This is a genomic window from Myxococcus sp. CA005 (assembly GCF_006518205.1).
Taxonomy (GTDB): domain Bacteria; phylum Myxococcota; class Myxococcia; order Myxococcales; family Myxococcaceae; genus Myxococcus; species Myxococcus xanthus.
The window spans coordinates 13,753-35,427 of the sequence record NZ_SRLV01000093.1; the positions used below are offsets into that span (position 1 = coordinate 13,753).

At 67.7% G+C, this 21,675-nt stretch carries 16 protein-coding genes and 1 pseudogene; 5 read left to right on the forward strand and 12 right to left on the reverse strand.

Translation table 11 applies throughout. From position 1 onward, the window contains the following. Window positions 1-16 precede the first annotated feature (16 nt). Both leuS and crtI read right to left on the reverse strand, forming a co-directional pair. The gene (leuS, locus tag FMQ63_RS30465; RefSeq protein WP_011554058.1) at window positions 17-2,503 is read right to left on the reverse strand and encodes a leucine--tRNA ligase; all 2,487 of its coding nucleotides are present in this window, start codon (window positions 2,501-2,503) and stop codon (window positions 17-19) included. Between the two features lie 151 nt (window positions 2,504-2,654). Beyond that, window positions 2,655-4,112: a phytoene desaturase family protein gene (gene crtI, locus FMQ63_RS30470; protein WP_275955098.1), complete on the reverse strand. Its 1,458-nt coding sequence runs from the start codon at window positions 4,110-4,112 to the stop codon at window positions 2,655-2,657. A 219-nt stretch (window positions 4,113-4,331) separates the two neighbouring features. On the opposite strand from crtI, the gene FMQ63_RS30475 reads away from it, so the two are divergent. Continuing rightward, window positions 4,332-9,626, forward strand: a complete 5,295-nt coding sequence (locus tag FMQ63_RS30475) for a trifunctional serine/threonine-protein kinase/ATP-binding protein/sensor histidine kinase (protein ID WP_011554060.1) — start codon at window positions 4,332-4,334, stop codon at window positions 9,624-9,626. 66 nt (window positions 9,627-9,692) lie between these two features. Here FMQ63_RS30475 and clpX read toward each other — a convergent pair whose 3' ends face one another. From clpX to FMQ63_RS30490, 3 genes are all read right to left on the reverse strand, one after another. Beyond that, on the reverse strand, window positions 9,693-10,970 hold the full coding sequence (clpX, locus tag FMQ63_RS30480) for an ATP-dependent Clp protease ATP-binding subunit ClpX (RefSeq protein ID WP_011554061.1): 1,278 nt from the start codon (window positions 10,968-10,970) through the stop codon (window positions 9,693-9,695). A 224-nt stretch (window positions 10,971-11,194) separates the two neighbouring features. Further along, window positions 11,195-11,851, reverse strand: a complete 657-nt coding sequence (locus tag FMQ63_RS30485; RefSeq protein ID WP_011554062.1) for a hypothetical protein — start codon at window positions 11,849-11,851, stop codon at window positions 11,195-11,197. Between the two features lie 27 nt (window positions 11,852-11,878). After that, on the reverse strand, window positions 11,879-12,808 hold the full coding sequence (locus FMQ63_RS30490) for an AgmX/PglI C-terminal domain-containing protein (RefSeq protein WP_026114231.1): 930 nt from the start codon (window positions 12,806-12,808) through the stop codon (window positions 11,879-11,881). Between the two features lie 44 nt (window positions 12,809-12,852). Between FMQ63_RS30490 and FMQ63_RS30495 the strand changes: the two genes are divergently transcribed. Further along, window positions 12,853-13,698 carry a tRNA pseudouridine(38-40) synthase TruA gene (locus FMQ63_RS30495; RefSeq protein WP_011554064.1) on the forward strand — a complete coding sequence of 282 codons (846 nt, stop codon included), beginning with the start codon at window positions 12,853-12,855 and terminating at the stop codon, window positions 13,696-13,698. Window positions 13,699-13,725: 27 nt separating this feature from the next. Here FMQ63_RS30495 and FMQ63_RS30500 read toward each other — a convergent pair whose 3' ends face one another. The 3 genes from FMQ63_RS30500 to FMQ63_RS30510 form a co-directional block, all read right to left on the reverse strand. Then, window positions 13,726-13,890 carry a ribbon-helix-helix domain-containing protein gene (locus FMQ63_RS30500; protein WP_011554065.1) on the reverse strand — a complete coding sequence of 55 codons (165 nt, stop codon included), beginning with the start codon at window positions 13,888-13,890 and terminating at the stop codon, window positions 13,726-13,728. A gap of 59 nt (window positions 13,891-13,949) precedes the next feature. Further along, window positions 13,950-14,525, reverse strand: a complete 576-nt coding sequence (locus FMQ63_RS30505; protein ID WP_020478338.1) for a hypothetical protein — start codon at window positions 14,523-14,525, stop codon at window positions 13,950-13,952. A 113-nt stretch (window positions 14,526-14,638) separates the two neighbouring features. Continuing rightward, window positions 14,639-15,130 (reverse strand): DUF1772 domain-containing protein, encoded by a 492-nt coding sequence (locus FMQ63_RS30510; RefSeq protein WP_171452192.1) that lies wholly within the window; start codon window positions 15,128-15,130, stop codon window positions 14,639-14,641. A 77-nt stretch (window positions 15,131-15,207) separates the two neighbouring features. On the opposite strand from FMQ63_RS30510, the gene FMQ63_RS30515 reads away from it, so the two are divergent. From FMQ63_RS30515 to FMQ63_RS30525, 3 genes are all read left to right on the forward strand, one after another. Then, a complete protein-coding gene (locus FMQ63_RS30515; protein ID WP_011554067.1) occupies window positions 15,208-15,996 on the forward strand; it encodes an AraC family transcriptional regulator in 789 nt (262 codons plus the stop codon). An 89-nt stretch (window positions 15,997-16,085) separates the two neighbouring features. Further along, entirely contained in the window at window positions 16,086-17,024 is a 939-nt protein-coding gene (locus FMQ63_RS30520; RefSeq protein WP_011554068.1) for a hypothetical protein, read from the forward strand. A 347-nt stretch (window positions 17,025-17,371) separates the two neighbouring features. Continuing rightward, complete coding sequence (locus FMQ63_RS30525; protein ID WP_228556522.1) at window positions 17,372-18,958, forward strand: hypothetical protein; 1,587 nt, start codon at window positions 17,372-17,374, stop codon at window positions 18,956-18,958. Between the two features lie 40 nt (window positions 18,959-18,998). On the opposite strand, the gene larE is transcribed toward FMQ63_RS30525, so the two are convergent. The 4 genes and pseudogenes from larE to FMQ63_RS30545 all read right to left on the reverse strand — a co-directional run. Continuing rightward, complete coding sequence (gene larE / locus FMQ63_RS30530; protein ID WP_011554070.1) at window positions 18,999-19,895, reverse strand: ATP-dependent sacrificial sulfur transferase LarE; 897 nt, start codon at window positions 19,893-19,895, stop codon at window positions 18,999-19,001. 98 nt (window positions 19,896-19,993) lie between these two features. Beyond that, on the reverse strand, window positions 19,994-20,767 hold the full coding sequence (gene cysC / locus FMQ63_RS30535) for an adenylyl-sulfate kinase (RefSeq protein ID WP_011554071.1): 774 nt from the start codon (window positions 20,765-20,767) through the stop codon (window positions 19,994-19,996). A 192-nt stretch (window positions 20,768-20,959) separates the two neighbouring features. Further along, complete coding sequence (locus tag FMQ63_RS30540) at window positions 20,960-21,373, reverse strand: Mov34/MPN/PAD-1 family protein (RefSeq protein WP_011554072.1); 414 nt, start codon at window positions 21,371-21,373, stop codon at window positions 20,960-20,962. Further along, window positions 21,370-21,675 (reverse strand): annotated as a pseudogene (locus FMQ63_RS30545) (ThiF family adenylyltransferase); the annotation flags it as partial. The gene FMQ63_RS30540 and the pseudogene FMQ63_RS30545, both read right to left, overlap by 4 nt.

Below are 21,675 nucleotides of genomic sequence, written 5' to 3' on the forward strand. Positions count from 1 at the left end.
CGTTCGCCGCAGCGCCTCAGCCAACGACGATGTTGATGATTCGCCCTGGCACGTAGACGAATCGGCGCTCGGTCTTTCCAGCGAGATGCGGGATGAGCTCCGGCTCTCGGTGGACGGCCTCGCGCGCCTCCGCCTCCGTGGCGTCTCGCTTCAGGCGCAGCTTCCCTCGGACCTTGCCGTTGACCTGGATGGCCATTTCGACGAGCTCGTCCACGGTCAACGCGGGGTCGTATTCAGGCCACGGCTGGAGGGAAATGGACTCGCTTGCGCCCCAGCGGTGCCAGAGTTCCTCCGAGAGGTGAGGCGCGAATGGGGAGAGAATCCGCGCAAAGACCCTGGCCGCCTCGAGCGGCACGCGCGGGAGCTCGGCCAGCGCGTTGGCGAGAATCATCATCGCGCTCACGGCCGTGTTGAAGCGCAGCGCTTCGATGTCCTCCCCCACCTTCTTCACCGTCTTGTGCAGCAGCCGCCGCGCGTCCTCGGTCAGCTCCGCCGGTGCACCACCCGCGTCCTCCGTCACGAACGCGAGCATGTTCCACACGCGGTCAAGGAAACGCCGCACGCCGATGACGCCGTTGGTCTGCCACGGCTTCACCGCCTCCAGCGGCCCCATGAACATCTCGTACATGCGCAGGGCGTCCGCACCGAACTGCCGGACAATGTCGTCCGGGTTCACCACGTTGCCACGCGACTTGGACATCTTCTCGTTGTTCTCACCGAGGATCATTCCCTGGTGGACGAGCTTCTTGAACGGCTCGGCGTGCGTGACGAGGCCGCAATCGAACAGCACCTTGTGCCAGAACCGGGCGTAGAGCAGGTGCAGCACCGCGTGCTCCGAACCGCCGACATACAGGTCCACCGGCATCCAGGCGTCGTACGCCTGCTGCGAGAAGATGGCCTGGGTGTTCTTCGGGTCAATGAAGCGCAGGTAGTACCAGCACGAGCCCGCCCATTGAGGCATGGTGTTGGTCTCTCGCGCGTACCACTTTCCGTCGCGCTGGAAGAATCGCCAATCCAAGGCGCGGGCCAGCGGGCCCGCCGGGTCCTCGCTGGGCTTGAAGTCCTCGAGCTCGGGGAGCCGCACCGGCAGCTCGTCCTCGGACACGGGCAGAGGCTGGTCGTAGCGAATGGTGTGGGGATGAATACGCGGGTCCGATGAGCCCTCCGCGAGCTCGACCGGGAAATAGATGGGGATCGGCTCCCCCCAATAGCGCTGGCGCGAGAACACCCAATCCCGCAAGCGGTACTGGACGCGCCGTGCGCCCAATCCCTCGCGCTCGAGGTGGGCGAGCATGGCCGCCTTGGCCTCGGGCGTCCGCAGCCCATCGAGGAAGCGCGAGCGCACCGCGACGCCGTCCCCCACGAATGCCTCCGTCCACGTGCCAGTCTCGTTCAGGGCGCCGTCGACCGAAACCACCTCGACGACGGGCAAGCCGAAGGCACGCGCGAACTCGAAATCACGCGCGTCATGGCCGGGCACGCTCATGATGGCGCCCGTCCCATAAGAGCCGAGCACGAAGTCCGCGACCCAGATGGGGAGGCGCGCTCCCGTGAGCGGGTGCAGCGCATAGGAGCCGGTGAACACGCCGGTCTTGGCTTTCGTGAGCGCGGTGCGGTCCAACTCGCTTCGGCTTGCGGTCGCTTCTCGGTAGGCCAGAACCTCGGCGCGCCGCTCCGCCGTGGCGAACCGCTCCAGCAGCGGGTGCTCGGGTGCGACGACCATGTACGTCGCGCCGAAGAGCGTGTCCGGACGGGTGGTGAAGATGCGGAGGCGGTCCGCGCTGCCCTCGATGGCGAAATCGACCTCAGCGCCCTCACTGCGCCCAATCCAGTGGAGCTGCTTCTCCCGCGTCTCGGGCCAATCCAGCCCCGAAAGGTCCTCGGCGAGCCGATCGGCGTACGCCGTGATGCGAAGCGTCCACTGCCGCAGCGGCAGCCGCACGACCGGGTGACTGCCCCGCTCGCTTTTCCCGTCAATGACCTCCTCGTTGGCGAGCACCGTGCCGAGCGCCGCGCACCAGTTCACCGGGAGCTCGGCCTGATAGGCCAGCCCGCGATCGAAGAGCTTGAGGAAGAGCCACTGGGTCCAACGCACGTACTCCGGGTCGGTCGTGGAGAGCTCGCGAGACCAGTCGTACGAGAACCCAAGAGACTTGAGCTGCCGCTTGAACGTCGCGACGTTCTTCGCGGTGGTATCCGCCGGGTGGGTTCCCGTTTCGAGCGCGTGCTGCTCCGCGGGCAGGCCGAACGCGTCCCATCCCATGGGATGAAGGACATCATATCCCCGCATCCGCAAGTACCGCGAGACGATGTCCGTGGCCGTGTAGCCCTCCGGGTGCCCGACGTGCAGCCCGGCTCCCGAGGGGTAAGGGAACATGTCGAGGATGTACGCCTTCGGTTTGCCGGGGTGTCTGCGCGCCTCGAAGATGCGCTGCTCTTCCCAACGGGCCTGCCAGAGGGGTTCGATGTTCGCCGGGTCGTACTTCGGCCGTTCTGTGGACATGGCGCCAGTTACCACAACGGGCATGCCCAGTCAGCAGGCGGCAGAGCGGCTCTTCGGGTGGTCTGCTCCGCGATGATGATCGTTCTCAAGCCCGCCATCCATGCGGCCTCAAAAGCCAAAGCCAGACAAATGCTGGCTCACGTGAACAGCGCTACGTCGGCGGAATGACTGTGTCCACGATCTTGGCAGAGCACAGCACGGCAGGGAGCCCCGCTCCAGGGTGCGTTCCTGCTCCAACCATGTAGAGGCAGTCAACGTCCTCGCTCCGGGCCTGTGCCCGAAGGAACGTGGTCTGCCAAAGCGTCGGCGCGAAGCTGAATGCGGCCCCTTTAAAGGATCGCAGTTCGTCACGGAAATACTCCGGCGTCGCCATCCGAGACGTCATCAACTCCGAACCCAGCCCTGGCAAGACGGTCCGCGACAGTCGCGCCTCCAACTCTCGTCGGAAAGCCTCGGCCCGCTGCTTCCATTCCGCCCCTGTCCCCAGGTGCGGAACCGGAGCCAATACATAGAAAGCATCATGCCCTGACGGAGCCAGCGCCGCGTCTGTCGCCGTGGGCCTGTGGAGATAGAGCAAGGGGTCCGCTGACGGCTGTCCAGGGCCTTCCAGTCCTGAGAACATCCCCCGGAAGTCCTTGCCGAACAGCAGCGTGTGGTGCGCGACCTCCGGGTACTGACGCCGCGTCCCGAAGTACCAGAGGAACGCGCTCATCGAGTACCGAGCCCGGTTGATGCGCTCGTCCGTCCAGTGCTTCCGAACATGCCCCGGAACCAGGTACCGGTACGTCCACGCCGCGTCCGCGTTCGACACCACCACGTCCGCCGCCAGCCCCGTACCGTCCCCGAGCCTCACGCCCGTCGCCTTCCGCCCCTCCAACGCAATCTCAGTCACCTCGCTGCCGTAACGGACCTCGCCGCCCAGGGACTCCAGCAGTTCCACCAGACCCCGAACCAGCGCCCCGGTGCCGCCCACCGGGAAGAACGCCCCCCAGCGCCGCTCCACGAATTGAATCGACGTGTACACCGCGCTCGCGGTCGCGAAGGGACTGCCGCCAATGAGCAGCGGATGGAAGCTCAACGCCTGCTGCAACCGCTCGTCCCGGATGTGCTTCGACACCAGGCCGAACATGGACCGGAACGCCTCGTCCCGCACCAACGCGGGGGTGAAGGGCGCCAGACTCAGCACGTCCGGCACCGGCGTGCTCATCAGGGGCCCAATGCCCGCCTCGTACATCCGCTCCACGCGGGCGCACAGCGCCAGGAATCCCGCCTCATCCCGGGGAGACAGTCGCCGCACGGACTGGCGCATCGCCTCGCGGTCCGTGTGGTAGTCGAACGTGGAGCCATCCGGGAACCGCATCCGGTACAGCGGCGCCACGGGCCGTAGCTCCACGTGGTCCGCCATGCGTTGTCCCCCTAGCGCCCACAGCTCCTCCAGCAGGTGCGGACACGTAATCACCGTGGGGCCCGCGTCGAACGTGAAGCCGTCCTGCTGGAAGGCGTTCGCCCGCCCGCCCGGGCTGTCCATCCGCTCGAGCACCGTGACGCGCCACCCACGCGCCGCCAGCCGGATGGCCGCGGCCAATCCGCCGAAACCACTGCCAATCACGATTGCGCGTCGTTCACCGCTTCGTGCGGCCAGGCCAGCCTTCCCAGAGGGTCTCAGCACGGTGACTCGATCCATCGCACACCCGCGAGGCCCACTCCACTCCGTCCGCGGACAGGCATCCGGCCTCACATCGCCCGCGCTCTGTTGCGAGCCCCCAGTGCCAGGGCTACCCTCCCCGCCTCAACGGGGAGTGCGCTCCTTCGTGCACGGGTGGAAGCAATGATGGATGTGCCCGGCTACCGCATCGGCAGAGAGGTCACCACCGCAGGAGCCTTCCAGCTCTTGCGCGCCACACGCGAGGAGGACGGCGCCTCGGTCATCCTCAAGGTCCCCGACGCGGCGCGGCTCCCCTCCGCCACCACGCGGCTTCGCCATGAGTGGGAGCTGACGAACGCCCTGAGTCTCGACGGCGTCCTGCGGCCCCTGGCGTGGGCCGAAGCGCGGGACGGCGCGCCCGTGCTCATCCTGGAAGGCTTCGGTGATGCGACGCTGGCCCAACGCCTGTCACAAGGGCGCGTGGAGCCGCGCGCCGCATGCCGTATCGCGCTGTCGTTGGCGCGCGCCCTGGGTGCCATCCACGAGCAGGGCATCCTCCACCGGGACTTGAACCCCAGCAGCATCCTCGTGGGAACGGATGGCGAGTCCGTGAAGCTCACTGGATTCACCCTTGCCACGCGCAGGCCCCGCGCCGAGGTCGCTCCGCTCGCCCCCGAGCGGTTGGAGGGCACGCTCGAATACCTCTCGCCCGAAGGCACGGGACGCACCCACCGCAGCGTGGACTCGCGCGGCGACTTCTATTCCATGGGCGTGGTGCTCTACGAGCTGCTCACCGGACGCCGCCCCTTCGCGGACACGGATGCGCTGGGCCTCATCCACGCCCACGTCGCCCTCACCCCGGCTCCGCCCGTCACCGTCGAGCCCGGGCTCCCCCAGCCCCTCTCCGACATCGCCCTCAAGCTCCTCGCCAAGTCCCCCGAGGACCGCTACCAGAGCGCCTATGGGCTCGTGGCGGACCTCCAGCGATGCCTGAGTGCCCTGGAGGCCCCGGGGCCCGTCGCCCCGTTCGCCCTGGGCGCCAAGGACGTCCCCGAGCGCTTCGCCGTCCCCGAGAAACTGTACGGCCGCGAACCCCAGCAGGCGGCCCTGCGCGAGGCCTTCGAGCGCGCAGCCTCCAGTCGCTCCGGCTTCGTCCTCGTCTCCGGGGCCGCGGGCATGGGCAAGTCCGCCCTCACCGGGACACTCAAGCGCCCCGTCACGGAGCGGCAGGGCCACTTTGCGCGCGGCAAGTACGACCAGCTCCTCCGCGATACGCCCTACAGCGGCATCTTCGAGGCCTTCCGTGAGGTGGCGCGCGGACTGCTCGGCGAACAGGAGCAGGACCTGGAGAGCTGGCGACACCGCCTCCTCGAAGCCGTGGGCGGAATGGGCCGACTGGTGGTGGACGCGGTGCCTCGCATGGCACTGGTGCTCGGCGACCAGCCCCCCGTGCCCGAGCTGGGGCCCGCGGAGTCGGAGCTGCGCTTCCAACTGGTCCTGCGCAAGCTGGTGGCCGCGCTCGCCACGCGGGAGCATCCCCTGGTGCTCGTCCTGGACGACCTCCACTGGGCGGACAGCACCAGCCTCCAGTTGTTGCGGCTGCTCCTGACGGATCGGGACATCGAACACCTGCTCGTGGTCGCGGGTTGCCGCTCCGAAGAGCTGAGCCCCGACCATCCCGTGGAGTCCCTTGCCCGCGCGCTACACGACCACGGCACGCCGGTCCACCGCATCGACCTGGCGCCGCTGTCGCCCAAGGACGTGACGAGGCTGGTCGCGGACGTGTTCCCTCCCGCCGAGGGACAACCCGACGCGCAACTCGACGACCTGGTGCTGTCGCTGACGGAAGGCAACCCGTTCCACGCGGTGCAACTGCTGCGCACCTTCTACGAGCGCGGGCTGGTGCGCTTCGACGCGGAAGGCGGTGGCTTCCGGTGGGATGCCAGCGCGCTGCGTGGACAGGACTTCAGTGACGGCGTGGTGGCCCTGCTCACCTCCCGCATCCGAGAGCTGAGCTCTGCCGCGCAGGCACTGCTGCCCATCGCCGCGGCACTGGGCCATCTGTTCGACCTGCACAGTCTGGCCATCGTCCTGGAGCGTACGGATGAGGAGGCCGAGAAGGGGCTCGTCGAAGTGCTCCAGGCGGGCCTGGTGGCGCCCATTGACGACGCCGACCTCGACAGCGGGGGCACGTATCAGTTCACCCATGACCGCGTGCAGCAGGCCGCACTGGAGCTGATTCCGGCGGACGTGCATCCGGAGATCCATGCCCGCATCGGCCGGCTGCTCCTGCGGCACACGCCCCCGGAGCGGCTCGACGAAGAACTCCCGGAGCTCGTCAGCCACTTCCACCTGGCGTTGCCCGTGCTCCACGACGAGCAGGAGCGCCACCGCGTGGCGGAGCTGGACCTGCGCGCCGGCCGCAGCGCCAAATCCCGAGGCGCCTGGTCCGCGGCCCTGCGCCTGTTGAACACGGGCCTCTCCCTGCTCGGCGACGATGGCTGGCGGAAGGACCGGCGGCTCACCTTCGACCTTCACGTCGACGCGGCCGAAGCGGCGTACCTCGACGCGGACTTCGACCTGATGGAGCGGTTGGCAGCGGCGGCGCTGGCCCATGCGGTGGACAGCGCGGAGGAAGTCCGCGTGCAGGAGGTCCGGCTCCAATGCCTCGCACACCGGGGCGAGCACTCACGCGGCGTGGACCTGGGCCTGGAGGTGTTGCGCAAGCTGGGCCAGCCCCTGCCCGCGAATCCAAAGCAACCCCATGTGCTGGCCGCGGTGGCGAAGACGAAGCTGCGCCTGGGCCTGCGCAAGCCCGAGGACCTGGCTGCCCTCCCCGAGTGCACCGACCCGCTCCTGCTCGCCACACTGCGGCTGCTGGTGAAGCTGTCCTCCCTGGCCTTCATGGCCCGCCCGCTGCTCTTTCCGCTGGTGGTGCTCCGCGTGCTCCAGCTCACCATCCGCCACGGCGCCACGGGCGTGGCCGCGTTCGGCTACGTGGGCTACGGGCTGATGCTGAGCGTGCACCTGGGCAACCCCGAGGAAGGTTTCCGCTATGGCCGGCTGGCGCTGAAGACGCTGGACCGCTTCCAGGCGGAGAGCCTGCGGGCCATGGTGACCTTCGTCTTCAACCTCTTCATCCGGCACTGGAAGGAGCCGCTGTCCGCCTGCGTCGGCGACTTCCTCGCCGCCGCGCAGAAGGGCCAGGAGACGGGCGACATCGAATACTTCGGTTATGCGTCCAGCGCGGGCTGTGCCACTGCCCTCATCGCCCGGGACGGCCTGGCCGACGGTGGCCCGCGCATGGACCGGTACCGGGACATCCTGGCCACCCACCGCCACAAGAACGTGCTCTTCACCGAGTACATGCGGCACACGCTCGACTCCCTCACGGGTGCCTTCACCGGCAACGTGGAGGCCCGCGAGGAGGAGCTGGTCACGCCGTACCGGCAGCTCGACTACGGCAACGGCATTGCCACCTGCGACGTGCTACGCACCCTGCGCCGCTGGCTGTGGGGCGATGCGCGCGGAGCGCTGGAGAGCGCCGCGGCGGTGGACGCCCAGGTGGAGCTCATCGCCGGGCAGATCTACCTGCCCTGGTACAAGTTCTTCCAAGGCCTGGCGCTCATGGCGGTCCACCCGACGTTGGGGCCGCTGGACCGGATTCGCTCGTCACGGGCCATCGACGCCATCCGCAAGTCCATGCGCGGATGGGCCCGCATCGCCCCCATGAACTACGGCGCCCGCGCGGAGCTGCTGGACGCGGAGCGGGCCCGCCTGGACGGCCAGGGGGACTCGGCCGCGGATGCCTATGACCGGGCCATCCGGCTGGCGCGCCAGTACGGCCTGTCGCTCGACGAAGGCGTGGCCTGCGAGGCCGCGGCACGGTTCCACCTGACGCAAGCCCGCGAGCGCGTGGCCCGCACCTACCTGGAGGAAGCCCGCGCCGCCTACCTGCGCTGGGGGGCCCGCGCCGTCGTGGCTCGGCTGGAGCGGGAGCACCCCCGGCTCTTGCCGTCCGCCCCCACGCCCACGCGCACGGATGCCCCCACCGAAGCGTCACTGGCCGCGCTGGACCTGGCGTCCGTCATCAAGACGGCGCGCGCGCTGTCCGGCGAAATCGTCCTGGGCAAGCTGCTGCGCAAGCTGATGACGCTGGTCATCGAGAACGCGGGCGCGCGCCGGGGCCTGCTGCTGCTGAAACGGACAGAGGGCCTGGTCATCGCGGCGGAAGGCTCCGTGGACGGCGATGGCGTGGTGCTCGAGGCGCCCATCCCCATGGAGTCCTCCGCGTCGCTGCCGACCTCCATCATCCACTACGTGGTGCGCACCGGAGAGACAGTGCTCCTCCACGACGCCTCAGCGGAAGAGCCGTTCTCCGAGGACCCCTACGTCCGCAGCGCCCAGCCCAAGTCCCTGCTGTGCAGCCCGCTCTTGAAGCAGGGCTCGCTCACGGGTGTGCTCTACCTGGAGAACGACGCCACGCGGGGCGCCTTCACCCCGGAGCGGCTGGAGGTGCTGCGCCTGCTGTCGTTCCAGGCGGCCATCTCCCTGGAGAACGCCGACCTCTACGCCAGCCTGGAGGAGTACAGCCGCACGCTGGAGCGCCGCGTGGAGGAGCGCACCGCCGAAATCCAGCACAAGAACGCCGAGCTGGCGGAGACGCTCACCCGGCTTCAGGAGATGCAGCGCCAGCTCGTGGCGCAGGAGAAGCTCGCGTCCCTGGGCGCGCTCACCGCGGGCATCGCCCATGAGCTCCAGAATCCGCTCAACTTCGTGAACAACTTCTCGAACCTGTCCTCACGGCTGGCCGGCGAGTTGGAGGAGACGCTGAAGGGCCTGGCGGACCGGCTCGACAGCGAGGCCCGCGAGGACGTGCTGGAGACGCTCCAGGACTTGAAGCAGAACGCCCAGCGCATCCACAGCCACGGCACACGTGCCTCGGACATCATCAAGACGATGCTCCGGCACTCGCGCAAGTCGGAGGGCACCCGCTCCAAGTCGGACCTCAACCTGCTGGTGCGCGACAGTATGAATCTGGCGGTGCAGGGCCTGCGCAGCCGTCCCGGCGGGGCCAGCGTGAAGGTGGAGACCACGTTAGACCCCACCGTGGGCGTCGTGGAGCTGGTGGCCAGCGACATCAGCCGGATGCTCACCAACATCCTCGACAACGCGTTCTACGCCGCGGCGCAACATCAACAGCAGGCCGGCGCGGGCTTCATGCCCCAGGTGCACCTGAGCACCCGCCGCGTCGGAAGCAAGGTGGAGCTGCGCATCCGAGACAACGGGCCGGGCATCCCCGAGGACCTCCGCGAGAAGCTCTTCCACCCCTTCTTCACCACCAAGCCCGCGGGCGTGGGCACGGGGCTGGGGCTCTCGCTGTGCCACGACATCGTCCAGGAGCACCAGGGCGACCTCCGCGTGGAGAGCGCGCCCGGCGCCGGGGCCGAGTTCATCGTCACGCTGCCCGCGCCCTGAAAACGAAGGCCCCGCCTTCCGTGAGGAAAGCAGGGCCTTGGGACACCCGGAGAAGGGAGACCGCCGCTAGGCCGTCTTCTTCTCCTTCTCCATGACGAGCTGGGGCGCCTCGTGCCTGGTGATGACCTGCTCGGTGATCTTGCACTCCTTGACGCCCTCGCGGAACGGCACGTCGTACATGATCTCCAGCATGGCATCCTCCAGGATGGCGCGAAGACCGCGCGCTCCGGAGTGGCGGCGCATCGCCTCGCGGGCGATGGCGCGCAGCGCCTCCTTGGTGAAGGTCAGCTTCACCTTCTCGAACTCGAAGAGCTTCTGGTACTGCTTCACCAGCGCGTTCTTCGGCTGGGAGAGGATGATGACCAGGTCCTCTTCCTTCAGATCGTTCAGCGTGGCGATCATCGGCAGGCGGCCGATGAACTCCGGAATCATGCCGAAGCGCATGAGGTCTTCCGGCTCGGTCAGCGCCAGCAGCTCACCCACGCTGCGCTCCTCGCGGTGGGTGATCTTCGCGCCAAAGCCGAGGCCCTTCTCGCCCACGCGGCGCTTGATGACGCCGTCGATGCCGTGGAAGGCGCCGCCGCAGATGAACAGGATGTTCGTCGTGTCGACCTGGACGTACTCCTGCTGGTTGTACTTCTTCCCGCCGCGCGGCGTGACGTTGGCCCGGGTGCCTTCGATGATCTTCAGCAGGGCCTGCTGCACACCCTCGCCGCCCACGTCGCGGGTGGCGCTGGGCATGTCACCCTTGCGGGCGATCTTGTCGATCTCGTCGATGTAGACGATGCCGCGCGAGGCCTTCTCCACGTCGTAGTCGGCGTTGTGGAGGAGGTTCTGGATGATGTTCTCCACGTCCTCGCCCACGTAGCCGGCCTCGGTGAGGCTGGTGGCGTCGGCGATGGTGAAGGGCACGTTGAGGAAGCGCGCCAGCGACTGGGCCAGCAGCGTCTTGCCACTTCCCGTGGGACCGATGAGCAGGATGTTGCTCTTGCTCAGCTCCACTTCCTCGCCGGTGGGGCCCTTCACGCCTGGACGCGGCCGGGAGTTCGGCTTCTTTTGATAGATGCGCTTGTAGTGGTTGTACACCGCCACCGCGAGGACCTTCTTCGCCTGGTCCTGTCCGATGACGTAGTCGTCGAGGAACGCCTTGATCTCCGCCGGCGTCGGCAAGCTGACCTGGGGCTTGCCCTCCTCGCGCTCGTTCTCGTCCGCGATGATGTCGTTACACAGCTTGATGCATTCGTCGCAGATGTAGACCGTCGGGCCCGCGATGAGCTTGCGGACCTCGCGCTGCGACTTGCCGCAGAACGAACAAGACAGGTTGACGTGGTGCTCCTTCTTCACTGCCGCCTCCGAGTTCGCCGGCTCCGGACACCCGGAGCCTCCTTCGCCGTCCACCGCTCCCCTACCCGCACGGCCTGCCCACGTCTCGAACAGCCGTCAGGCCCACCTTCCACGCGGCCCTGAACCACTATAGGGCCCTCCCCTTCGGGCAGGAAGCCCGGCGGTACAGGCCCGTTGCCGAGCGTACAGCCCCGGCCAACGGGTCAGCGTTCAGTAACAGCGGCTCAGGCGTCCGTCACGCCCGAGGCGATGTCCTCGAGATCTTCCGCCAGGGCGGCTGCCCGCTCGGCGACGGCGTTCGGAATCCGACGGCTCCCAGACAGCTCGCTCGCGAGCTTGCGGGCCATCTGCGCCAGTTTCCGCACCTGGGCGCTCTCCGGAGGCGGCTCCGGCGGGGGACGGGGGAAGCGCTCGGCGAACTCCTTCTTCAGCTCGGCCGGGTTCTTCTCCGGGCTCCAGATGCTGTCGCGCAGGGACTTGTATTCAGTGGGCGACAACTGGCCCCGCTCCTCCGCGTCCGCGAGGACTTCGATGACCTCGAATGCGGGTGCGCGCTGGGGGAACTCCTGTGCGGTGAGCTCCTCCTCGGGCTCGTGCTTGGTCAGGAAGCTGAACGAGCGGGTGAGCTTCAAGGCGGTCTGCTTCTTGATGTGCAGTTCCTTGAGGCAATAGGTCTCGAAGGAGGGGTAGCCCCACTCCTCGAACTTGGCCTCGTCCCGGACCTGGACCAGGAGCTTCCCCAGCTCGGCCCAGGTGGACTTGAAGCGCTTGGCGGCCGTCAGCACGGTGTGACGGAAGGTTCCCGGCGGGACGCTCAGCGCCTTCTTCGCAATTTCGGTCTCAGCAACAGATGCGGCGGACATGCCCACGGTATCGGGCATGCCCGGGGTGCCGGCAAGAAAGTGACCCTACCCCCGCTTGCCGATGGTGAACGACAGGCCCACCGTCGCCTGCTCGCCTTCGTAGGCGCGGAACGGCCACTTCTGCATCTCCGACAGCAGGCACTCGTAGAGTGGACCCTTCTTGAACTGATGGTTGTCCACCCACAGCTTGCTGACCCGGCCATTGTTCCCGATGACGAACTCCATGGGGACCTTGGCGTAGATGCCTGGCGTGCGCTCCGCCTCTTCCTTGAAGCAGCGGAAGAGCGTGGACTTGTTGCTGGCCACCACCTGGTTGATGGCGGACTGGTCGAACTGCTGCGTCGTCTCCATGCCATCCGGGTCCGTGGTCACGCTGCCCCCGGGGCGGGGCTTCCGGTCCGCCGGCGCCCGGGTGGTGGAGGCCATGGCCACCTTGCCCGGACCGCTGCTGCCGGTGGCGGGCTTCACCCCCGGCTCGCCCGAGCCCGGACGGCGCGCGCCATGTCCGGGGTACTCGAAGAGCTCCTCGTCATCCACCCGGGCCTGGGCCACGCGGATGGTGATTTCGCCCATCTCGAAGTCGTCCGTCTGGACCTCGCCGCCGCCGAACCAGCCGTGGACGGCGGCGTTGCGCGCCACCTGGATGCCGACGATGCCCAGCACCACCACGCCCGCCGCCGCGGCGCCGCCGAGAATCTTCAGGCGCTTCGCGGACTTCGCCCGCTCCACGACGACCGCGGCGTCCACGCGGGCGCGCGCCTCCGCCCGGGCCACGTGCACGCGGAAGGCGTCCACCTCGGACATGCGGTGGAAGTCCCGCTCTCCGGCGGGCGCCACCAGGGTGTCCAGCGTCAGCTCACCCGAGGTGAGCTTCTCCACGAGTTGAGCACCACTGACGGGCCCCAGGACGAGGTCCCCATGCTTGAAGAGCCAGAGTCCGTCCACGTCCGCCGCAAGGTCTTGTCCAGCCGCCATTTTGCGCGCGAGTATCCCGTGGTTCCCCACACCCAATCAACGGCGTGCTCCCCTCCAACTCCAAGCGGATTCCCGTCGCACTGTGGATCTGGTACCGCGGCGGAATCTTCCGCGGCTTCCAGCGCCAACCCGAGGGCCCCACCGTCCAGTCAGCCCTGGAAGAAGCGCTGCGGTCCGTGGGGGTGCCGGCGACCTTGATGCCTTCGGGGCGCACGGACCGGGGCGTCCACGCCCGGATGCAGGTGGTGAGCGTCCGGCTGGAAGCGGGCGACTCGGCGGAGTCCCTGGAGAAGCGGCTCCCGCCCCGGTTGCCACCGGGCCTGGGCCTGTGCGGGGTGCGCCGGCCCACGTCCTTTCATGCGCAGTGGAGCGCATGCGGCAAGGAGTACCGCTACCGGTTCCAGTTGGGCGGGGCCGTGATGCCCGAATGGGCGCCCTATGCGCTGGACGTGTCCGCGGAGCCGCTGCTCCAGGCCACGGCGGTGACGCCGGAGCGGTTGGCGGCGCTGCTGCGTTCAGCGGAAGGGACGCGGGACTTCATCGCGTTCCATGAGAAGTCCAGTCCACGCAAGCCGCGCACGCTGGAGTCCGCCACCCTGCACGCGCTGGGCGGTGGGCTCTACGAGGCTCGGCTGCGCGGGGACGGCTTCGCGCGCTACCAGATCCGCTATTTGGTGGGGAGCGCGTTGAAGGTGGCCGCGGGGCTGCTGCCGGAAGAGGCGTGGCTCGCGGCACTCGAGACGGGTCAGGCCATGGAAGGCTTCAAGGCGCCCGCTCACGGCCTCGTGCTCTGGGAGGTTCGCTACCCTCCCCAAGTGGACCCCTTCACCGCCGGGGAGCGTCTCCATCCCCCGGGGCTTCCGCTGGAGCCACCCTTCCACATCGGGTAACGCGCGGTGGGGCCCGGACGGCCGTCTTCAGTCGACGAGCCGCTCTTCGTACTTCGCGAGCAGATCGGAGATGGCCTCGCGGAGGTACTCGCTCTGACGGATGCGCGTGGTGCGCGACAGGTCCTTGAGGGCGTCGAGCTTCTCGCGGTTGAGCCGGAAGACCACTGAGGTAAGACGGGGATTCATGTCCATGTGCGCGACCTCCTACAGATGCGCACACATTCTCACAAGTCGGTCTGATCGCAAGAAATTCACTTCGATCCGACCGGGAAGATCCACTGAACCCCAGTGAAGGCTTCCGCGTCTCCGCGCAGGCCCGCGCCGAACCCGAGCGCAAGCCCGAGTCCCCCGAACACCGCAAGCCGCTCGGAGAAGGTGTGTCGCACGCCCAACGCTACGCGAGGCCCCAGCCATGGCCCAGAAAACGGCCTGATCAGCAGGCCCAGATCATAGAAGGTCTGCCAGGACCCATCGCCGTAGAAGTTCCGGAAGCCGCCGGCCACCGATAGATCGGGGCCGCGCAGGCTGCCGCGGATCACGACGAAGACCTCGTCCCCGTCGTAGCCCACGGTCCGGCTGCCCCCGAGGTCCAGGTGCGCGTCCCCACCACGCTTCGCGTCGGACTCTGAGCGATCAATGGACTCGGTGTAGGAGGCGCCGGGGCCGAGGATCAGCGAGAAGGCCCGTCGTTCCGCGTACGGCGCGTCCACGTACTCCGCCGCGCCGGCTGCCGCGGGCAGGAGCACGGCACAGGCGCTGATCAGGGTGTGGACGCGGCGTGTCAGGCGGGAACCCACCCTGAGGAATGTGGAGTGATCGCGGGCCATGGCGCGGATCACGTTTCTATCAGGGTCAGCGCCCGAGGATGTGCCAGTCCGTGGTCCCCTCCCCTGGCGAGGCGGCCAGGGGCACGGTGCGCGCACGGAATCGGACGTTCTGATCACGCCCCACCCTTCCACCGGAGCCAGGACAGGGCTTGGAGCGCCGAGAACCAGGCCCCCGCGCTGAGCACATGACGCAGGTGGTTCATCCGCGCCCACGTCACCGCGGTCTCCACTGCGGCGGCGTTGTCGGGAGCATCCAGCAGCCGGACCATCGTCGGGATGAAGTACGAGAAGGTCAGGAGCCGGTCGGCCAACGCCGCCAACGCGGCCCCGAGCCACCAGACGCGCAGCGCGCCGGTGGCCTGGGATGCGAAATAGAGGCTCGCCAGGGTGAGCAGCGTCAGCGGCCCCGTGGTGACGAAGGCCCAGAAGCGGAGTCCCACGTTGTCCTGCCGCGCGGCCTGGGCTGACCAGTGTCCGCCCGGGGTGTCGAGCCATCGGGGCAACGAGACGCGGTGCTCGTAGAGCCCCGCGCCGAAGGCGATGCCCAGGACGACGACGAAAAGCCACAGGACGGTTGCCGCGACGGAGTGCTTCAGGTTGATCATGGCGCCAGGATGCGTTTCCGGCACGCGAGCGTCTTTCGTGCCCTTGCGCCGTTTTTCGCCTTCCTGCGGAGTTCCCGATGAGCCCCCGGCCCGCCCTGCTCGAACAGATTGGTTCGGACGTCGTGCAGTTCCAGGATGCGTCCGCGGAGTTCGATGCCACCGTCGGGAAGGTCCTGGCGCTCGGGCGCGCGGACCTCGCGTGCCTGACGCAGATTCACTTTGGAGGCCCCACGCCCCTGGGCGCCGTTGCCCGCGAAGCCGACGTGGCGCGGCTGGAGCTTGCGGGCTACGTCCAGCGAGAAGCGGCCGGTGGTGGCCAGCGGCTGGTGCTCACCTCGCATGCGCGCGAGTGGATCGACACCCTCTGGGGTCCCCTGCAGGCGGACGGCCACCAGCTCATGGCAGGGCTGCCGGAGGAGCACCTGCGAATCGTCGCGGGGTTCCTGAAAGCGGCGAGAGCCATCCAGGACCGACACGCGACCCGGGTGGCCAGGCTGCTCCAGGAGCCGGGGACTTCACGGGCGGCACGCCAGCGAGGCGGGCTCTCCCCCGCCGCACTTCGCCGCGTGCAGCTTTACGTGGAGGCGCACCTTGCGGAGCCAATCCGTGTAGGGGCGCTCGCCCAGCGCTCCGGATTGAGCGTCTTTCATTTCACCCGCGCTTTCCGCCAGTCCACAGGCATGACACCGCACGTCTGGGTGCAGCAACGACGCGTGGAACGAGCGCGCGACCTGTTGAGCAACTCATCACTGCCATTGGGGGACATCGCGCTCGCGGTTGGCTTCAGCTCACAAAGCCACTTCACCACGGTGTTCCACAAACTCACCGGGCTGACTCCGGCAGTCATCCGACGCGACCAGCGGTGAGGCGCCTGGAGTCAGGCTCCACCCATCTCTCCCCTGTTTGACAGTGTTACTCCGCCTCCGTAGGGTCGTGTCCGTCCCAAGGGGGAGTCATGCAAAAGTTGAGTCTGGCTGCGTGCGCGCTCGCGATGCTGATCGCCGCGTGTGGGGAGTCTTCGTCAACCGGGCCGTACACACCGATTCGCGCGACCGAAGGAGTGATGCGTCTGCCATTGGTGTCGACCGCGCCCAATGGCGTCCAGTACCGGCTCGTGGGGGCGACCTTCGTCATCACTGGGACGGAGTCGCTCACGATCACGGATACGTCACCGGACACGCTGAAAGTGCCGTTGGTGCCCGGAACCTATTCCATCCAGCTCGAGGGTGATTGGCACGTCGAACGCGTGGGCACGCCATCCGAGATCGTGCCAGTGCAGCTGATTTCTCCCAACCCGATGGCGTTCTCCCTCGCGGAGCGGGACATGCGCGAAATTCGATTCCTGTTCAAGCTCCCCGCGGACGGCAACGCGAACGTGGGCATCACGGTCGATGAGGGTGGCTGGATAACAGGCACCATGCGATTCACTGATCATTCGCCACGAGACCCGCCCAGTGAGTACGCCGAATTGGTCGGGCAGGAGGTGCCATTTACCATCAGCTTCGAATTCGCCTACCTGAGTCGCAACTACTGGCGAGGACTCTCGGTGGCTACGAATGAGCTCGTCGTCCAGTTCGGGGGCCCCTACTCCGCGCTGCTGCATGATCATATTGCAAGATATCTAAGCGGTGACACAGCCAGATTCGAGTTGAACCGAGGCGAATCGAATCTCATCTACTTCGACAACTTCACGACGATGGGAATGAGCACTACAGGCAATACCCCGTACCATCTGCAAATGACTGGGCGACACCTGTTCCGAGGAGTCTTGGACTCCGAACAAATTCCTGTCAGCCAGCCGTTCCCTTTCACCGCGGAAGTCACTCTTCAGAGATACGACACCTCTGAAGGCATGCTCCGTGGAGTCGCGACTGGTACCGGCACTACCCAGTAGCTGAAGTCGAAGGGCACGTTTCCGGGCTCTGCGCCGCCGCATCGAGCAAGCCCCTGTGCTTGCGCCTTGACCTGAGTGCATGGAGGGGCTGTTCTGACTCCATGCACTCGGGAACCCTGCGACTCGCTGGACTGTTTCTCATCATGGCGGCCTGCGCCACCCGTCCCACGCCCGTCATTCCCGCTCCTTCCTCGATCCCCGTCGTAGTGACGGCTCCCAAGCCGCTCCTCACGGTGTTCCGCCTCGAACCGGATGGGACAAGCGCTGAGTTCGGGCAGTTGCCACCAGGGCCCGAAGGCTTCGCCCCACCTGACACGGGCAACTGGTACGCAGAACCCTTGCGCCCCGTGCGTACCGAAGCGGAGGCTCGCGAAATCGCCGCCGTGTTGCGCGAGCATCACGTGCCCGAATTGTCCTTTGGCGCGGTCGGCGTTCCAGCCCCTGAGCTGCTCGTGGCCCTGCTCCAGGAGTCTGGTGTCGTCGCGCTTCAGGTGTCTGGCACGGACTTCGGCAATGCGCACCTCGCCTCGCTGGAAAACGCGACCCAGCTCGAAGCCCTGCACCTCAATGCCACCCGAGTCACCAACGTGGGGCTGGCTCCTCTCAAACGAATGCGACGACTGGCAGTGCTGCGGCTGGACGAAACGCCGGTCTCCGACGCAGGCCTTGCGTCGCTGTCAGAGCACACCACCCTGCGTCGAGTAACCCTCGCCGGAACAGCCGTATCCCCCCAGGGACTTGGATTCCTCGCGAGGCAACCGGGGCTGGAGGAACTCGACCTGTCAGATACCGCGGTGGACGACACCGTCCTCGCAGTGCTGCCGGGCGCCCCGTTGCACACGCTCAACCTCAGCGGAACGAAAGTCACGAATGCCGGCCTCCGCGGCCTCAGCGCCATGCCCTCCCTTCGGCGGCTGGGCCTCGCGCGTACCGCTGCCTCAGACGCCAGCCTCTTGCACATCACGGGACTCCGTGAACTGGAAGCCCTCCACCTGGGCAGCACTCAGGTGACGGACGCCGGCTTGCTCCACCTCGCGAAACTGCCCGCGCTTCGTGCGCTGGTTCTCAGCAAGGCGCGAATCCGAGGCGCAGGACTTCGCCACCTCGCGGGCCTCTCTCGACTGGAAGCGCTTCACCTCGACGACACGCTCGTGGGCGACTCAGCGCTGCGCCATCTTCGAGGACTCAACGAGCTGAGAGAGCTTGACCTCTCGCGCACCGCCATCACGGGCACGGGACTTCAAGAATTGAGCACCCTGGTGGCGCTCGAATCACTCTGGCTCTCAGGGCTCGCGCTGACGGACGATTCCCTCACGGCACTCGCTCCCCTCAGCCAACTGACGCGACTCGCGCTCAGCCACACGCCGATTGGCCCGGAGGCGCTGAACCACCTGGGTTCCCGCCCACTCCTGCGACACCTGGACTTGAGCAAGACCGGGTTCACCGACGAATGGGTGCCCTCCATACGGCAGGCCTTTCCCGGCCTCCATTCATTGAAAGCCGAACGCACCCTCCTCACGGACGCGGGGCTGGGCCAGTTCGCCGAATGGACAGAGCTGGAGGCAATCCATGTCGCGGGGACTCTCATCAATGGCTCTGGCCTGACGCGCCTGCACACCCTTGCCCGACTCACGACGCTCGACCTCGGCGCGACGAGGTTGGACTCAGAGGGCCAGAAAGCGCTCCAGGGCTTCACGAAACTCGTCTGGCTGAGCGTCGCCGGCGTCCGCACCGGCGACGAGATGCTTGGCCACCTCCCCCGTTCGCTCCGAACCCTCTACCTGACGCGCACGAAAGTCACCGACGCGGGCCTCCCGGCGTTGCACAAGCTGCCACACCTGCGGGAACTCGACCTGCGCGGAACCGCGGTTTCCACAGAGGCCCGGAGCGCCCTGGCACGGGAGCGCGGCATCCACCTCGTCACTGGGATGTGAGCCGCGCCCGAGCCTCACGGCACCGCCAAGGAGACGCGGCTCAGCTCACCACGGGCAGTGAAAAGCCCTCCGGCTTGCCTGTGCCCCCCGGCCGCGCCACACCCGCCGCGTCATTCATGCGGCCCGAGCGGAACGGCTCCAGATCCAACGCCACGAACTTGAACCCCAGCGCCAGGAACGCGGTGTTGATCTTCTGCCGCACGTCCGCCGCGAGGAAGCGTTCGTACTCCTCCGCCGCGACCTCCAGCCGCGCCACGTCCTGGTGGTACCGCACGCGGAACTGTCGGAAGCCCAGCTTGCGCAGCTCCGACTCGGCGGCGGCGACCTGCAGCAGCCGATCCCGCGTCACCGCCGTGCCGTAGGGAATCCGCGACGCCAGGCACGCCATCTGCGGCTTGTCCCACGTCGGCAGCCCGAGCGACTGGCTCCACGCCCGGATCTCCTCCTTCGTCAGCCCCGCCTGCGCCAGCGGCGACACCACCTGGTGCTCCTGCGCCGCCTTGTGGCCGGGCCGGTGGTCCTTGAAGTCGTCCGCGTTGAAGCCGTCCAACACCACCGCCAACCCCAGCGACTTCCGCTGCGCCTCGCAGATGTCGTACAGCTCCGTCTTGCAGAAGTAGCAGCGGTTCGTCGGGTTGGCCGCGTACTGCGGGTTCGCCAGCTCGTTGCTGCCCAGCACCACGTGCCGGGCGCCCAGCCGCGTCGCCAGCTCGCGGGCCTCGTCGGCCTCCTCCGGCGCCACGGACGCGGACAGCGCGGTGAGCGCGAGCGCCCGGTCGCCCAGCTCCTCCACCGCCACCTTCAGCACGAAGGTCGAATCCACACCGCCGGAGAACGCCACCAGCGCGCTGCCATGGGCCCGCAGCGCGGCACGCATCAACTCCAGCTTGGGGCGCGACGACTCACACAGGGACTTGATCCGCTCGGGGCTCAACATGAGGCTCTCCTAAAACGGAGGGGCCCCGGATTGCACGCGCGCCGCGCGGCAACCTGGAGCCCCTTTGGAAATGACACCGGGCCCGGAAGCCCAGCCGCCTAGCGAGCCTTCCGCTTCGCGGCCTTCTTCGCCGCCGCGGCCGGCTTCGCCACCCGGGCCGCGCGCGTGGCCGGACGGGCCTTGGCGCCCTTGTCCGCCTTCGGCGCCTTCGCCGCGGGCTTGGACTCCTCGGCGCGGCGGGCCTTGGCGCCACCCTTCTCGGCCTTCTCAGCCTTCTCCCCCTTCGCGGGGAGCGGGTTGGCCTTCATCTTCTTGCCGGTGATGACCTTCAGCTCCTCGGTGCTCATGTAGCCGAGGTCCAGAAGCGACTGGAAGATCTTCGCCGCGCCGTCCTCCACCGACTCCACGTTGGAGTGGATGGTGACCTCCGGCGAGTTGGGCGGCTCATACGGCTCGGTGATGCCGATGAAGTTGGGGATCTCCCCGTTGAGCGCCTTCTTGTAGCGGCCCGTGCTGTCGCGCTCGATGAGCTTCTCGGTCGGGCAGTCGACGTAGACTTCCACGTAGCGACCAATCGACCGGCGGTTCTCCTCACGGCCCGGCTTGTACGGGCTCACGCAGGGTACCAGCGCCGCCACGCCGTTTCGCGTCAGCAGGTTCGCCACGAAGCCCAGCCGCTTCACGACGGTGATACGGTCCTCCTTGCCATCCCCCAGCCCCGCCCACAGCGCCTCGCCAAGTTCACCCTCGTCGAGGATCTCGACGTTGCGACCCACCTGCCGCAAGCGCGCGGCGATGTAGGCGGCGGTGGTGCTCTTCCCGGTACCGGACATGCCGGTCAGCCAGAGGGTGAAACCAGTGTTGGAGGCCATATGGGTCGTCTACTCCCTGCGTCCGGAGCACTTCTTGCAAGCTGCGTATGGACGCCGCAGATCCAGAAGATGGACGCGGTTATAGACGAAAACCCGGCGACTTGACAATTCGCGCCCACCTTTCCGCAGGTGGGGGTGACGGGCATTCAAGTGCTTGCTCAGACAAGGCTTTTTCGTTTCTGCAATGCACTTTCAGCCCGTTCGTAACACGAAGTTTCCCTCAAGCCACTCATACTCCGACACGTAGTGAACACAGCCGCGATGTACGGATCCGATGAGATAGGAAACATCTGGGAGCAACGGATGCCCCTCCGGAGCCGCCCGCAGCAGGTCCTCCCGGGAGAAGGTGGCCGGTGCATCCACATGCGAGTGGAACACGCACACCACTCGCTCTGACCGTACATCCGCGTCCATGCAGACGGCCAGCCACTCCTCGGGCGCGAAGGCGTACGCCACGCGTGGGTTGTCGGCGGCATTGCGCAGGGGGCGGATCCGCAGGGCGCCCGACCCCTCCGCGCGGAGGATCACCCCACAGCCCTCGAACGGATACGCGGCCTCCAGGTGACGTCCCACCTCGTCGAGGATGTGCTCGGGCCAGTGACTCACGACTCGGCGGGCGGCTCACGGCCCGCGCAGCGCGAGCACCTGCGCATTTCCATCTCCTCCACGGTTCCAGGTGCCACCAACCACCGGCCGCCCAGCGCGGGGCCCAGGCCCAACCGCAGCCGCTGAAACACGAGCGCTCCCAGCGTCCCCACGGCCACGCCCAGCGCCCCATCCGGGGGCGAGCCCAGGTGCCGCACCGTCTCGCCGAAGCACCAGAGGCACCCCTCGGGGCCTCGGAAGACAACGGCGGCCCGCATGCCGTCGCCCCCCAGCGCCACCCAGGGCGCCTCGCCACTCCACGC

Coding starts and splice junctions, on each gene's coding strand:
- FMQ63_RS30490 (WP_026114231.1), bottom strand. CDS start 12,808: ATGGCGGCTGGACAAGACCTTGCGGCGGACGTGGACGGACTCTGGCTC.
- FMQ63_RS30520 (WP_011554068.1), top strand. CDS start 16,086: ATGCAAAAGTTGAGTCTGGCTGCGTGCGCGCTCGCGATGCTGATCGCC.
- FMQ63_RS30505 (WP_020478338.1), bottom strand. CDS start 14,525: ATGGCCCGCGATCACTCCACATTCCTCAGGGTGGGTTCCCGCCTGACA.
- FMQ63_RS30475 (WP_011554060.1), top strand. CDS start 4,332: ATGATGGATGTGCCCGGCTACCGCATCGGCAGAGAGGTCACCACCGCA.
- leuS (WP_011554058.1), bottom strand. CDS start 2,503: ATGTCCACAGAACGGCCGAAGTACGACCCGGCGAACATCGAACCCCTC.
- FMQ63_RS30510 (WP_171452192.1), bottom strand. CDS start 15,130: ATGATCAACCTGAAGCACTCCGTCGCGGCAACCGTCCTGTGGCTTTTC.
- larE (WP_011554070.1), bottom strand. CDS start 19,895: ATGTTGAGCCCCGAGCGGATCAAGTCCCTGTGTGAGTCGTCGCGCCCC.
- FMQ63_RS30515 (WP_011554067.1), top strand. CDS start 15,208: ATGAGCCCCCGGCCCGCCCTGCTCGAACAGATTGGTTCGGACGTCGTG.
- cysC (WP_011554071.1), bottom strand. CDS start 20,767: ATGGCCTCCAACACTGGTTTCACCCTCTGGCTGACCGGCATGTCCGGT.
- FMQ63_RS30485 (WP_011554062.1), bottom strand. CDS start 11,851: ATGCCCGATACCGTGGGCATGTCCGCCGCATCTGTTGCTGAGACCGAA.
- FMQ63_RS30500 (WP_011554065.1), bottom strand. CDS start 13,890: ATGGACATGAATCCCCGTCTTACCTCAGTGGTCTTCCGGCTCAACCGC.